The 12,935-nt window shown below is 74.4% G+C and carries 12 protein-coding genes and 1 pseudogene; 4 read left to right on the forward strand and 9 right to left on the reverse strand.

Annotation, left to right across the window (positions count from 1 at the left end):
• Window positions 1-42: 42 nt before the first annotated feature.
• The 7 genes and pseudogenes from lpdA to E4198_RS20900 all read right to left on the reverse strand — a co-directional run bounded on the left by lpdA (window position 43) and on the right by E4198_RS20900 (window position 7,621).
• Entirely contained in the window at window positions 43-1,431 is a 1,389-nt protein-coding gene (gene lpdA / locus E4198_RS20870; protein WP_027763079.1) for a dihydrolipoyl dehydrogenase, read from the reverse strand.
• 253 nt (window positions 1,432-1,684) lie between these two features.
• A complete protein-coding gene (locus tag E4198_RS20875) occupies window positions 1,685-3,232 on the reverse strand; it encodes a leucyl aminopeptidase (RefSeq protein ID WP_136184507.1) in 1,548 nt (515 codons plus the stop codon).
• A gap of 194 nt (window positions 3,233-3,426) precedes the next feature.
• Window positions 3,427-4,197: an adenosylcobinamide-GDP ribazoletransferase gene (gene cobS / locus E4198_RS20880; RefSeq protein WP_136184508.1), complete on the reverse strand. Its 771-nt coding sequence runs from the start codon at window positions 4,195-4,197 to the stop codon at window positions 3,427-3,429.
• Window positions 4,198-4,218: 21 nt separating this feature from the next.
• Window positions 4,219-4,923 carry a response regulator transcription factor gene (locus E4198_RS20885; RefSeq protein ID WP_136184509.1) on the reverse strand — a complete coding sequence of 235 codons (705 nt, stop codon included), beginning with the start codon at window positions 4,921-4,923 and terminating at the stop codon, window positions 4,219-4,221.
• Between the two features lie 115 nt (window positions 4,924-5,038).
• Window positions 5,039-6,292, reverse strand: a pseudogene (locus E4198_RS20890) (histidine kinase); the annotation flags it as partial.
• Between the two features lie 132 nt (window positions 6,293-6,424).
• Window positions 6,425-6,727, reverse strand: coding sequence for a hypothetical protein (locus tag E4198_RS20895; RefSeq protein ID WP_136184510.1), 303 nt, complete (start codon window positions 6,725-6,727; stop codon window positions 6,425-6,427).
• Between the two features lie 78 nt (window positions 6,728-6,805).
• A complete protein-coding gene (locus E4198_RS20900) occupies window positions 6,806-7,621 on the reverse strand; it encodes a PspA/IM30 family protein (RefSeq protein WP_136184511.1) in 816 nt (271 codons plus the stop codon).
• Between the two features lie 252 nt (window positions 7,622-7,873).
• Between E4198_RS20900 and E4198_RS20905 the strand changes: the two genes are divergently transcribed.
• Entirely contained in the window at window positions 7,874-8,467 is a 594-nt protein-coding gene (locus E4198_RS20905) for a DUF3043 domain-containing protein (RefSeq protein ID WP_136184512.1), read from the forward strand.
• A 68-nt stretch (window positions 8,468-8,535) separates the two neighbouring features.
• Entirely contained in the window at window positions 8,536-9,159 is a 624-nt protein-coding gene (locus tag E4198_RS20910; protein WP_348771325.1) for a methyltransferase domain-containing protein, read from the forward strand.
• Window positions 9,160-9,216: 57 nt separating this feature from the next.
• On the opposite strand, the gene E4198_RS20915 is transcribed toward E4198_RS20910, so the two are convergent.
• On the reverse strand, window positions 9,217-10,419 hold the full coding sequence (locus E4198_RS20915) for a bifunctional adenosylcobinamide kinase/adenosylcobinamide-phosphate guanylyltransferase (protein WP_136184513.1): 1,203 nt from the start codon (window positions 10,417-10,419) through the stop codon (window positions 9,217-9,219).
• 92 nt (window positions 10,420-10,511) lie between these two features.
• Here E4198_RS20915 and E4198_RS20920 point away from each other — a divergent pair, with 92 nt between their 5' ends.
• Window positions 10,512-10,712 (forward strand): hypothetical protein, encoded by a 201-nt coding sequence (locus E4198_RS20920; protein WP_136184514.1) that lies wholly within the window; start codon window positions 10,512-10,514, stop codon window positions 10,710-10,712.
• Window positions 10,713-10,884: 172 nt separating this feature from the next.
• Window positions 10,885-11,973: a nicotinate-nucleotide--dimethylbenzimidazole phosphoribosyltransferase gene (locus E4198_RS20925; protein WP_210732869.1), complete on the forward strand. Its 1,089-nt coding sequence runs from the start codon at window positions 10,885-10,887 to the stop codon at window positions 11,971-11,973.
• A 36-nt stretch (window positions 11,974-12,009) separates the two neighbouring features.
• Here E4198_RS20925 and E4198_RS20930 read toward each other — a convergent pair whose 3' ends face one another.
• Window positions 12,010-12,912 carry a hypothetical protein gene (locus E4198_RS20930; RefSeq protein ID WP_168711485.1) on the reverse strand — a complete coding sequence of 301 codons (903 nt, stop codon included), beginning with the start codon at window positions 12,910-12,912 and terminating at the stop codon, window positions 12,010-12,012.
• Window positions 12,913-12,935 lie beyond the last annotated feature (23 nt).

The following is a 12,935-nucleotide window of genomic DNA, read 5'->3' on the forward strand; positions in this document are numbered from 1 at the left end:
TAACGAAAAGTGCGGTTGGTCTGCGTCGCGCCCGGTGGGGGATCAGTCGTGCGAGTGCAGCGGCTTCCCGGCCAGCGCCAGGTGCGCCTCGCCGAGAGCCTCGTTCTGCGTCGGGTGGGCGTGGATCAGCTGCGCGACCTCGGCCGGCAGCGCCTCCCAGTTGTAGATCAGCTGCGCCTCGCCGACCTGCTCGCCGAGCCGGTCGCCGACCATGTGCACGCCGACCACGGCGCCGTCCCGGACCTGGACCAGCTTGATCTCGCCGGCGGTCTTCAGGATCTTGCTCTTGCCGTTGCCGCCCAGGTTGTACTTCAGCGTCACGACCTTGTCCGCGCCGTAGACCTCCTTGGCCTTCTCCTCGGTGATGCCGACGGAGGCGACCTCGGGGTGGCAGTACGTCACGCGCGGTACGCCGTCGTAGTCGACCGGCACCGGGTTCAGGCCGGCCAGGCGCTCGGCGACCAGGATGCCCTCGGCGAAGCCGACGTGCGCGAGCTGGAGCGTCGGGATGAGGTCACCGACCGCGGAGATCGTCGGCACGTTGGTGCGGCAGTACTCGTCGGCGAGGACGAAGCCGCGGTCCGTCTCGACCCCGGCCTCCTCGTAGCCCAGGCCCTGGGACACCGGGCCGCGGCCGATGGCGACCAGCAGCACCTCGGCCTCGAACTCCTTGCCGTTGGCCAGGGTGACCTTGACGCCGTTGTCCGTGTACTCGGCCTTCTCGAAGAAGGAGCCCAGCTGGAACTTGATGCCGCGCTTGCGGAAGGCGCGCTCCAGGAGCTTCGAGCTGTTCTCGTCCTCGGCGGGCACCAGGTGCGGCAGGCCCTCGACGATGGTGACCTCGCTGCCGAACGACTTCCACGCGGAGGCGAACTCGACGCCGATGACGCCGCCGCCCAGCACGATCGCGGACTCCGGGACGCGGTCGAGCACCAGGGCGTGATCGGAGGAGATGATGCGGTTGCCGTCGATCTCCAGGCCGGGCAGCGTCTTCGGGACGGAGCCGGTGGCCAGCAGGATGTGGCGGCCTTCGTAGCGCTGGCCGTTCACGTCGACGGAGGTGGGGGAGGACAGTCGGCCCTCGCCTTCCACGTAGGTGATCTTGCGGCTGGCGACCAGGCCCTGCAGGCCCTTGTACAGCCCGGCGACGACGCCGTCCTTGTACTTGTGCACGCCCGCCATGTCGATGCCCTCGAGCGAGGTCTTCACGCCGAACTCGGCACCGTCGCGTGCCGCGTCGGCGATCTCGCCGGCGTGCAGCAGCGCCTTGGTGGGGATGCAGCCGTTGTGCAGACAGGTGCCGCCCAGCTTGTTCTTCTCGATCAGGGCGACGTCGAGACCCAGCTGTGCGGCGCGCAGGGCAGCGGCGTAACCACCGCTGCCGCCTCCGAGGATCACTAGGTCGAAAACGGTGCTGGCGTCCTTCGCCACGTCACGTCCTCCATGCATGGGTGCGCCGGGACCGGTCTCGACCGGCCGGGCGGCTTGTGTTTCGGCCGCTTGTCTCTCTCGGCCCTGGACTCGGCTTCGTCTCAAGCCGTGGGGGCCCCTGTCCTGCCGAAGACCCATCTTGTCACTTGTCGCCGGAAGACGGGACTCGGGGCCGCTGTACCGACGGGTACGGCCCCGATCCGCGGGAAGCGAACGAGGCCGTACCTGTCGGGTGCCGTCGCGGCGGCGGAGATCAGAGCACGTCGCCCGCGGCGGCGCGCTCGGCCAGCCGCACCAGGGTCCGCACGGCCACGCCGGTGCCGCCCTTGGGGGTGTAGCCGTGCGGCGCACCGTCGTTGAACGCCGGGCCCGCGATGTCCAGGTGTGCCCACTTCGTGCCGTCGGTCACGAACTCCTCCAGGAAGAGGCCGGCGAACAGGCCGCCGCCCATCCGGTCGCCCACGTTCGCGAGGTCCGCGACCGGTGACTCCATGCTCTTGCGCAGGTGCTGCGGCGCCGGCATCGGCCACGCGTCCTCGCCGGCGTCACCCGCGATGTCGTGCACGTTCCCGCGGAACGCCTCGTCGTTCGCCATGATGCCGAACGTACGGCTGCCCAGCGCGACCATCATCGCGCCGGTCAGCGTCGCCACGTCCACCACCGCGTCCGGGGACTCCTCGCAGGCGCGGGTCAGCGCGTCGGCCAGCACCAGCCGGCCCTCGGCGTCGGTGTTCAGCACCTCCACCGTCTTGCCGCCGTACATGCTCAGCACGTCGCCGGGACGGGTCGCCGAGCCGGAGGGCATGTTCTCCGCCAGCGCCAACCAACCGGTGACGTTCACCTTCAGGCCCAGCCGCGCCGCGGCCACCACGGTGGCGAACACGGCGGCCGCGCCGCTCATGTCGCACTTCATCGTCTCGTTGCTGCCGGCCGGCTTCAGCGAGATGCCGCCCGAGTCGTAGGTGATGCCCTTGCCGACCAGCGCGACCGTCTTCTTCGCCCGCGCACCGGAGTAGGACACGCGGACCAGACGGGGCGGGACCTCGGAGCCCTGGCCGACGCCGAGGATGCCGCCGTAACCGCCCTTGGCGAGCGCCTTCTCGTCCAGCACCTCGACCTTGAGGCCGTGCTCCTTGGCGGCGGCCTGCACCTGCGCGGTGAACGTCAGCGGGTTCAGGTCGTTGGACGGCATGTTGATCAGGTCGCGGGCGCGGTGCACCTCGGCGGCGAGCACCTCGGCCCGCGCCACGGCCTCCTTGTGGGCCTTGTCACGCGGCTTGCCGCCGAGCAGCACGACCTCGCCGAGCGGGGCACGCTTGTCCTCGCCCTTCTTCTTCGCCTTGGCGTCCCCGCCGGCCTCCCGGCCGCGGTAGGTGGTGAAGGCGTACGCGCCGAGCAGCGCGCCCTCCGCGACGGCCGCGAGGGACTCCACGTCGTCGACGGGCAGGGCGAAGCCCGCCGACTTCTTGCCACCCAGGGCACGGGCGGCGGCGCCCGCGGCGCGGCGCAGCGCCTCGGGGTCGTAGGAGGACTTCTTCTCCGGGATCTCGCCCAGGCCGACGGCCACGACCAGCGGGGCCTTGAGGCCGCTGCCCGGAGCGGGGACCTTGGTCACTTCGCCTTCGGTTCCGCCGGCCCCCAGCGTCTCCAGGATGGCGGCCAGTCCGCCGCCGAAGGCCTTGTCCACGGAGTCGTCGCCGGAGGCGACGACGGGGCCCTCGGCGCCCTTGGCGACACCGACGACGACGGCGTCCGCGCGCAGCGTCGCGCCGGACGAGGTGCTGAGAGTCAGAGCAGACACGGTGGAAGGGACCTGCTTTCGTTGAGTGAGCCGTCGGGGTGGTGCACGGCTTCGGGCACTTCGGGCATCGTATGCCCGCCTGAGCCCGTGTTTTCGGGCGACCCTACGCGGTTCCGGTGCGAAGCGCCGCCCCCGTGCTCCTCCCCGCCCCCGGCGAGCGGGACCGGGGCGGGAGGGGGAGCGGACAGCGGGGCTCAGCCGAGGGGGAGGGTGAGGGCGAGCAGGGCGACCGTGGCGGCGGACTCCGCCGCCGCGCCGAAGACGTCCCCGGTCACACCGCCGAACCGTGCCCGGCACCGCCGCACCAGCCCTTCCGCCACGCACGACGCGGCCACCACGGCCACGCCGTACCGCCAGTCCAGCACCCCCATGGCGACGACGGCGAGCGCCGCGACGAGCAGCGCCGTCCGCCCCGGTACCGCCCCGGCCACCACCGCACCGAGCCCGTCCGGCCGGGCGGCGGGCACGCCCGCCCGTGCCGCGAGCGTCAGCGCCACCCGTGCGGCGACCGCCGCGACCAGTGCGCCGGCCGCCCCGAGCGGCCAGCCCGCGCCGTACAGCTCGGCGAGCGCGGCGACCTGGGCCAGCAGCACCAGCACGAGCGTCAGGACGCCGAAGGGCCCGATGTCGGACTGCTTCATGATCCGCAGCGCCTCGTCCGCGGGACGTCCGCTGCCCAGCCCGTCCGCCACATCGGCCAGCCCGTCCAGGTGCAGCCCGCGGGTCAGGGCCGCCGGCACGGCGACCGCCGCCACCGCGGCGAGCAGCGGCCCCGCGCCCAGTACCAGCAGCGCCGCGCCCGCCAGTCCGGCGACCGCGCCGACCGCCAGCCCCACGACCGGGGCGCATCCCATGCCCCGTCCGGCCGCGGCACGGTCCCAGCGCGCCACCCGCACGGGGATCACGGTCAGCGTGCCGAAGGCGAACCGCAGCCCCTCACCTGTCGTCGCCCTGCCCGCGTCCATGACGACGGAGGCTAACGGAGGCTAGCCGCCCGGCCGCGTGCCGGGCCGGACCAGGCCGCTCTCGTAGGCGGCCACGACCAGTTGCGCCCGGTCCCGGGCGCCGAGCTTTCCCATGATCCGGTTGACGTGTGTCTTCACCGTCAGCGGGCTCACCGTCAGCCGTCCGGCGATCTCGTCGTTGGAGAGCCCGCCCGCCACCAGGGACAGCACCTCGCGCTCCCGTGCGGTGAGCGCGTCCAGCCCCGGCACGCCGCCTCCCGCGCCCTCGCTCCCGTCTCCGCCTGAGGCCCCGCCGTCGTGCGTGAGGAACCGCCTGATGAGGCCCTTCGTCGCGGAGGGGGAGAGCAGGGCGTCGCCCGCCGCCGCGATGCGGACGGCGGCCAGCAGTTCGTCCGGCTCGGCGCCCTTGCCGAGGAAGCCGCAGGCACCGGCCCGCAGTGCCCGGAGCACGTACGCGTCCTGCTCGAAGGTGGTGAGGATGACCACCTTCACGCGGGCGAGAGCGGGGTCGGCGCAGATCTCCCGGGTGGCCACGATGCCGTCCGTACCGGGCATCCGGATGTCCATCAGGACCACGTCGGCCTCTCTGCGGCGGGCGACCTCCACCGCCTCGGCGCCGTCCGACGCCTCGCCGACGACCCGCATGTCGGCTTCGGAGTCGACCAGGACGCGGAAGGCGCTGCGCAACAGGGCCTGGTCGTCGGCTAGTACGACGCGGATGGTCACGCCCGCCGCTCCCCGCCCCGGGAGTCCGTACGCCTTCCGAGGCAGCCACGTCCTCCGGAGCCGGCACGCCGACGGCCCCGGACCCCGGTGCGGGAACCGGCCCCGGGCCGGGCTCGGGCGCCGTCGCGCGCAGCGGCAGCAGCACCCGGACGGCGAAGCCGCCGCCCTCGACCGGCTCGGCGTCGCACCGCCCGTTCAGGGCGGCCGCCCGCTCCCGCATGCCGGTCAGCCCGTGCCCGCCGCCGCGGTGCTCCGCCCCGTGGCGCTCTCCGTGCCAGGCGTCCACGTCCTCCGCGCCGCGGACCGCCGCGCCCGCGCCGTCGTCCACCACGCCGATCCGCAGTGCCGCCGGGTCCCGCGTGATGCGCACCGCCACCCGCGCCCCCGCGCCGACGTGCTTCTGCACGTTGGTCAGTGCCTCCTGCACCACCCGGTAGGCGGTGAGGTCGATGGCCGACGGCAACGGCGCCCCGCGCGGCGGCAGTTCGACGTCCACCCGGAGCCCCGCCTGCTCGAAGCCCGCCACCAGCTCCGCCAGCAGCTCCAGCCCCGGCGCGGGTTCGGTGGGTGCCGCGGGATCGCCGGACTGCCGCAGCAGCCCGACTGTCGCCTGCAGCTCGTCCAGCGCGTGACGGCTGGCTTCCCGTACGTGGGCCAGGGCCTGTTTCGCCTGGTCCGGCCGCTGGTCCATCACGTGCGACGCCACCCCCGCCTGCACGTTGACCAGGGCGATGTGGTGGGCGACCACGTCGTGCAGCTCGCGGGCGATGCGCATGCGCTCCTCGGCGACCCGGCGCCGGGCCTCCTCCTCCCGGGTGCGCTCCGCGCGCTCGGCCCGCTCCCGGATGGCGTCGACGAACGCGCGGCGTCCTCGTACCGCCTCACCGGCCGCGGCGGCCAGCGCCGTCCACGCGAAGATCGCCAGGTTCTCCTGCGCGTACCAGGGGCCCTCGCCGAACAGCATCGCCGAGGCGGTCAGGGTGCCGACGGTGATCGCGCCCACCCGCCACGAGGTGGCCCGGTCGGTGCGGTTGGAGACCGTGTAGAGGGCGACGACGGCCGCTGCCGCCAGCGGCGCCCGGCTCGCGCCGGGCCCTGCCGCGTCGGGGTGGTCCAGCACCAGGCCGGCCACGGTGACCACACTGGTCACGCACAGCACGATCAGCGCCGCCGGGCGCCGCGCCACCAGCGAGGCGCAGGACACGGCCGCCAGCACGACCGTGGTCAGGTCGAGATATGGGTCTCGGAAGGTGGGGTGGCCGTCCGGCCCGTGCGGTTCGGTGCCCGCCGCTGCCAGGACGTACAGCAGCGTGCCCGCCGCCAGTAGCGCGTCCACCATGTACGGGTGGGCGCGCTGCCTGCGCCGCAGCTCGGCCAGGCGTCCGCCGCCGGCGCCGAGGGGATCGGTGGGGTCGCTGGTCACAGCACGCACGTTACGGGCTCCCGGCGGGGCGGCGCGCCGCCCCGCCCGTCGACGAACCTGCCGCTCACCCGCGGGCGCCTATTCCGCCGGCTCCGGGTCCGTCGTACCCGGGATCAGCCCGTCCTCGTTCAGCATCCCGCGCACCTCGTCCAGCGTGGCCTCCGGTGCCGGGAGGATCAGCTCGGAAGGCTCCAGCGAGTCGTCCGGGAGCGGCGTGCCCATCTCCCGCACCGCGTCCAGCAGCGCGTTCAGCGTGCGCCGGAAGCCCGTCTCGTCGCCGGAGTCCACCTCGGCGGCCAGCTCGTCGTCCAGCCGGTTGAGCTCGGGGAAATGGCTGTCCTCGAGCCTGACCTGGCCTTCTCCCATGATCCTGACGATCACGACGCTCTCCTTCTCACGAGGCGCACGACCCGGCACCGGCCGGACCCACCCGTCAGCCGGCCCGGCACCGGCCGGCGGTCACTGCTTGTCGAACCGGGGGGTGTCCTGCCCCTGCTGGCCGCCGGTCTGCGCGGTGCCGTTCTGCGGGGCCTCGGTCGCGCCCTGTGCGCCGCCCTCGAGCGCCTGCCGCTCCGAGCCGGAACCGCCCGCCAGCTCCGCCTTCATGCGCTGGAGCTCCAGCTCGACGTCCGAACCACCGGACAGGCGGTCCAGCTCAGCCGCGATGTCGTCCTTCGCCGTGCCCGACGGGTCCTCCAGCGCACCGGAGGCGAGGAGCTCGTCGATGGCGCCGGAGCGGGCCTGGAGCTGCTGCGTACGGTCCTCCGCACGCTGGATGGCCATGCCGACGTCGCCCATCTCCTCGGAGATGCCGGTGAACGCCTCGCCGATCCGCGTCTGCGCCTGCGCGGCGGTGTACGTGGCCTTGATCGTCTCCTTCTTGGTGCGGAAGGCGTCGACCTTCGCCTGGAGGCGCTGCGCCGCAAGGGTGAGCTTCTCCTCCTCGCCGGAGAGCGTCTGGTGCTGGGTCTCCAGATCGGTGACCTGCTGCTGGAGGGCCGCCCGGCGGGTCAGCGCCTCCCGGGCCAGGTCTTCGCGGCCCAGAGCCAGTGCCTTCTTGCCCTGGTCCTCCAGCTTGGACGACTGCGTCTGCAGCTGGCTGAGCTGGAGCTCCAGGCGCTTGCGGGAGGTCGCGACGTCGGCGACGCCGCGGCGCACCTTCTGCAGCAGCTCCAGCTGCTTCTGGTACGAGTAGTCGAGCGTCTCGCGCGGGTCCTCGGCCCGGTCCAGGGCCTTGTTGGCCTTCGCGCGGAAGATCATCCCCATACGCTTCATGACACCGCTCATGGGCCTCGCGCGCCCCCTTCAGTAACGGACTCGAGCCTCAGCACGTCTTCTTGACCCCAGGGTACGGGGCCTTCTTCCATTACCGCACCGCCTCGAACCGGATCCGCTCATCCGCGAGGACGATCATTCGCGCCCATCTCCGGCGCAGGGAGGAGACGGCGGGTGCGGGACGGGGTGGTGTTGCGGGATCGTTCTCCCCCAGGGTGGGGAGCACCTCCGGCGGCACCGTACTGTAGAGACGTGTTCCGAAGCCGTTCGAAGGACGGGCAGGCCGTCACCCAGGTGACCGAGGCCGAGCCCCAGCAGATCCGCGACCCGCAGGCCCCCAAGGGCCGGCCCACGCCCAAGCGCAGCGACGCGCTGGCGCAGCGCCGCACCCTCGCCAAGCCCCCGGCCAACCGCAGGGAGGCTGCGAAGCGGGCCCGCGAGGCGCGCCGTGCCGACATGCAGCGGCAGCGGCAGGCGCTGGCCGGCGGCGACGAGCGGTACCTCCCCGCGCGCGACCAGGGGCCGGTGCGCCGGTACGCCCGCGACTTCGTGGACGCCAAGTGGTCGATCGCCGAGTTCTTCCTGCCGATCGCGGTGCTCATCCTGATCCTCAGCATCGTGCCGTCTCCGCAGTTCACGAACATCGCTTTCGTGATGTGGATCGGCGTCATCGCGATGATCGTCATCGACTCCTTCGCGATGAGCTTCCGGCTGAAGAAGAGTCTCGCCGAGCGCTTCCCGGACGAGAATCGGCGCGGCGCGGTGCTCTACGCCTTCATGCGCACCCTTCAGATGCGCCGGATGCGCCTGCCCAAGCCGCAGGTCGCCCGCGGCGAACGGCCCTGATCCGGCACGACCTGGTCGCCCGCCAGCTCGACGAGCAGCTCGCCGCCCACTTCCCCGGCGGCGGCCCGCTGACCGTCCTCGAAGCCGGTCTCGGCCCGGTCGAACGGACGCTGCGTCTCGCCCGCGCCGGCCACCGGGTGACCGGTCTGGAAGCCGACGCCGCGGTGCACGCCTACGTGGGCGAGGCCCTCGACGCAGAGGACACGGCCGTGCGGGAGCGGGTGCGCCTCGTCCGGGGTGGCGGCCAGGAGGCCGGTGCCCACTTCCCGCCGGGCACCTTCGACGTCGTGCTCTGCCACGACGGGCTGACCGCGTCGCACGACCCGGCCAGCACCCTCGCCGGACTCGCGCGCGTCCTCGCCCCTGGCGGTCTGTTGTCGGTCATGATCCGCAACGATGCCGCACTCGCCCTGCACCCCGCACGCGCCGGCGACTGGGAGGCGGCACTGGCCGCTTTCGACTTCGCCGAGCGCGCCTTCCGCCTCGAACCGATGACCTCGCTGCTTGCGGGCGTCGGCGTGCCGCTGCGGACCTGGTACGGAGTGCAGGTCTTCACTCCCGACGACGACCGCCGCGCCCTGCTGCCGCGCCAGCTCGCGGCCGAGGAGCGCGCCGCCCGTACGGACCCCTACCGGGGCGTGGCCGCCTACCTCCACCTGTGCGGTCTGCGGCGCCCCGCCGCCGCCGGGTGAGCGCGGAGCCCGCCGGAGCCCGGTCCCGGCGACGTGGTACGTCCCCGGGGTCCGGGCTCAGGACCGCAGCGGGGTGACGACGCCCGCCACGGCGAGCAGCACCGTCTCGCACTCCGTGGCGACGGCCGCGTTCAGCCGGCCCAGCTCGTCGCGGAAGCGGCGCCCCGCGGGCGTCTCGGGATGTACCCCGGACCCGACCTCATTGCTCACCAGCACCACCCGGCGCCGCGTCTCCCGCACCGCCGCCGCCAGCTCGGCGACCCGCTCGGCCAGCGCCCTTGCTCCGCCGCGTTCCCACCGCGCGTCCTCCCACGCGCCGACCGCGTCCATCGCGTCGGTCAGCCAGAGCGCCAGGCAGTCGACCAGCAGCGCCGGCTCCTCCGGTGCGGCGAGCAGCGGGGCCAGGTCGCAGGTCTCCACGGTGCGCCACGAAGCCGGACGCCGCGCCCGGTGCGCTGCCACCCGCGCCGCCCAGTCCGGGTCGCCCTCCCGGCGCCCGCTCGTCGCCACGTACAGCACGTCCGGGTACGTCGCGAGCCGCCGCTCCGCCTCCACCGACTTGCCCGACCGGGCGCCGCCGAGCACCAGCGTGCGGCGCGGCGGCTCCGGCACGTCCTGGTACGCGCCGACGGCCAGCGTGGTGCCGTCCGGCACCGGACGCGCGCCCGAGGCGGCGAGCCTGCGGCGCAGCTCCCCACCCGGCGGCACGTCGTGATCCAGGTGGACGGCCACCACGTCCGTGGTCGGCCCGACCGCCCCCGCGGCCCGCAGCCGGGCCAGCCCGTCCGGACGCCCGATCACGTCGAGCAGTACCATCGCGTACGGCCCGCCCACCTGTTCGTGACCCGCCACGGCACCCTCGGGCGGCAGGTACAGCAGCCGCTCCCCGTCCGGACCGGCCACCTCGTAGCCCGTGCCCGGCGCGTCCAGTGCCACCGCCCGCGCCCGGTGCCCGCTGAGCAGCGACAGCTCCTGGCCGTCGGGCACGCGCACCGGCTGCGGCAGCGCGGCCGGGACCTCCACCGGGGGTCCGTCGTGCGGGTGGGACAGCAGTACCTGCCGCACGCCGTGCAGCGTCTTCCCAGCGCGGGCCGCCGCGAGAGCCGAACCGGGGGTCAGGTCGAGCAGCAGGGTGCCGTCCAGCAGCAGGGCCGTCGCGGCCCGCGCGTCGCCGCCGGTCGCGCGGGCGCACGCGGCGCAGGGACAGTCCGGGCGGGGCAGTCCGGCGGGGGCGCCGGTGCCGAGCAGAGTGAGTTCCACGCACCGATCGTCTCGCGAGGCGTGGCCGGTCGCGCAACGGGCATTACGCTGCGGTGAGCAAGCACAGCCGATCAGTTGCTGCGGGAGGCGACATGGCGTGGACGTGGCGGTTCGAGAAGTCCGACGGTACGGAGACGGAACCCGCCGTCCAGCCGGACGAGTTCTCCACGCAGGGGGATGCCGAGTCCTGGATCGGTGAGGTGTGGCGTGAACTGCTCGACGGCGGCGCGGACCAGGTCACCCTCCTGGAGGACGGCACCAAGATCTACGGCCCGATGAGCCTCCACGGCTGACGTTCCGCTCGGCGGCGCCTCCCCGCGGCGGTGTTCCGCCGGTGCCCGTTCCGGGACGCGCCTCGGGCACGGGCTCCGACGTTCCGCCGGTGCCCGTGCCCGACGGGCCTGGGGACAGCGCCGCTCCGGGGCCCGGCCCCGCGGGCGTGCCCCGTTCGCGTAGCCTCTGCGCATGCCTGACGGGACCCTGAACCTCGACGCGTTCTCCGACCTCATCCAGCGGCCGCACGGCGGCCTCCGACGGGACGCGGAGGAGCGGCGGGCACGCACCGGCCTTCCCCGTCGCGCCCTGGGCCGGCTCGACGAGCTGGGGGAGTGGCTCGCCGCGGCGCAGGCACAGGTACCGGTGCAGCCGATCCGCAGCCCTCGCTTCCTGCTCTTCGCCGGCGATCACGGCGTCGCCGAACTCGGGGTCTCCGCCCGTCCGGCCGGGTCCGCCCACAGCCTCGTCCGGTCCGCGCTCGACGGCGACAGCCCGGCCGCGATCCTCGCGCGGCGGCTCGAGGTGCCGCTCCGCATCGTCGACATGTCGCTCGACTGCGATCCCGCCGAACTGCCCGAGGACGTCACCCGGCACCGTGTCCGCAGGTCCTCCGGCCGGCTGGACGTCGAGGACTCCCTCACCGGCGCCGAGGCCGAGCAGGCCTTCCGCACGGGCATGGCGCTCGCCGACGAGGAGGCGGATTCCGGGACGGACCTGGTCGTCCTCGGCGACCTGTCCGTCGGAGGCACCACGGCGGCCGGTGCCCTCGTCGCCGCCCTCTGCGGGACCGACGCGTCCGTGGTGACCGGCCGGGGCGGTGCGCAGATCGACGACCTGGCGTGGATGCGCAAGTGCGCGGCGATCCGGGACGGCCTGCGCCGCGCGCGGCCTGTGCTCGGCGACCAGCTCCGGCTGCTCGCGACCGTCGCGGGCGCGGATCTCACGGCGATGACCGGGTTCCTGCTCCAGTCGGCGGTGCGGCGGACGCCGGTGATCCTGGACGGCGTGGTCTCCGCCGCCTGCGCCCTCGTGGGCCAGCGGGTGGCCTTTCGGGCCCCCGACTGGTGGCTCGCGGGACAGGCCACGGACGAGCCCGCGCAGGCGAAGGCGCTCGACCGCATGTCGTTGGAGCCGCTCACGGACCACCGCATCGTGGTGGGCGGCGGGGCCGGTGCGCTGATGGCCGTGCCGCTGGTGCGTGCCGCGGCCGACCTGGCCGCGGGCCTGCCGACGGACACCGGAGCCGGCGAGTCCCCCGAGGCGCTCGACGTCACCTGACGCCAAGCGCCCCGCACCCGCTCCGGGCCACGCCTCTCAGCGGCGATCCCGTCCGGGTCGGTCGCCCCGGGCATCCTGCGCCGGGTCGCGGCGACGGTCCTGCCCGGTGTCGTCGCGGTCGTCTCGCCGGTCCTCGCCGGCGCGGTCCGGTGAACCGCCCCGCCCCGGCTCCTGGTCGGCGCGCGGCCGGTCGCGACCCCCGGGGCGGTCGCGGTCCTTGTGCTCGATGCGCTTCTCGCCGCGCCGCTCCCACTCGGCCGTCTCCTGCTGTGCGTCCCCGTCCCGTCCCGGCTGATCGGGTCTCCGGTCCGGGCGGTCCGGTCTCCCGTCGGGCCCGTTCCGGCGGTCCTGGCCGCGCTCGTTGCCCCGTCGCTCCCGGTCGCCGTCCTCCTTCGCGCCCTTCCGGCCGTCGCGGTGCTTGCGCTGTTCCCGGTCCCGGTCCGGCGTACGGCCGGGAGCCGGGGCTGCCGGAGGCGAGAGTGTTCTCTTGCCGGGGGCGGAGGGCGGGGCTGAGGAGGGTGCGGGTTCCGTCGGCCCGCCTCCGGAGCCGCCCGGGAAACGGCCGAGGTCCGGCACGTGGCCGCCGGCGGCCACCGCGATGCCCCCGCCGAGCATGAGCGCGGTCACCACTCCGAGCGTGGTCGAACGCCGGCTGCCCCTCCGCCACCGTTGCGCGGCGGAGACGGATGCGGCCACGGCTGCGCAGGCCGGTCCGCCGGGCTGCCGCGCGGCCGTCTGCCGAAGGCGTGCCGCGCGGAACGCGGCCACCGCCGCCTCCTCGCCGGGGGAGGGACCGCCCGCGCGGGGGAACGGCGGCACGACCGCGTCGAGCAGCGCGGTGAGGCGTTCCAGGTCGGCGACCCCGCCGCGCGGGACGTCGTACGGGGCCTCCTCGAGCAGCTGCCGGAGCCGTGACTCCTCGACCAACCGCTCCGGCATGGGCCTGGTACCTTTCTGCGCTC

Source organism: Streptomyces sp. RKND-216 (assembly GCF_004795255.1).
GTDB classification, from domain to species: Bacteria; Actinomycetota; Actinomycetes; order Streptomycetales; family Streptomycetaceae; genus Streptomyces; species Streptomyces hazeniae.

Excerpts from the sequence above, each read along its gene's own strand:
- cobS (WP_136184508.1), bottom strand. The coding sequence starts at position 4,197 with ATGGACGCGGGCAGGGCGACGACAGGTGAGGGGCTGCGGTTCGCCTTC.
- E4198_RS20900 (WP_136184511.1), bottom strand. The coding sequence starts at position 7,621 with ATGAAGCGTATGGGGATGATCTTCCGCGCGAAGGCCAACAAGGCCCTG.
- E4198_RS20920 (WP_136184514.1), top strand. The coding sequence starts at position 10,512 with ATGGCGTGGACGTGGCGGTTCGAGAAGTCCGACGGTACGGAGACGGAA.
- E4198_RS20925 (WP_210732869.1), top strand. The coding sequence starts at position 10,885 with ATGCCTGACGGGACCCTGAACCTCGACGCGTTCTCCGACCTCATCCAG.
- E4198_RS20930 (WP_168711485.1), bottom strand. The coding sequence starts at position 12,912 with ATGCCGGAGCGGTTGGTCGAGGAGTCACGGCTCCGGCAGCTGCTCGAG.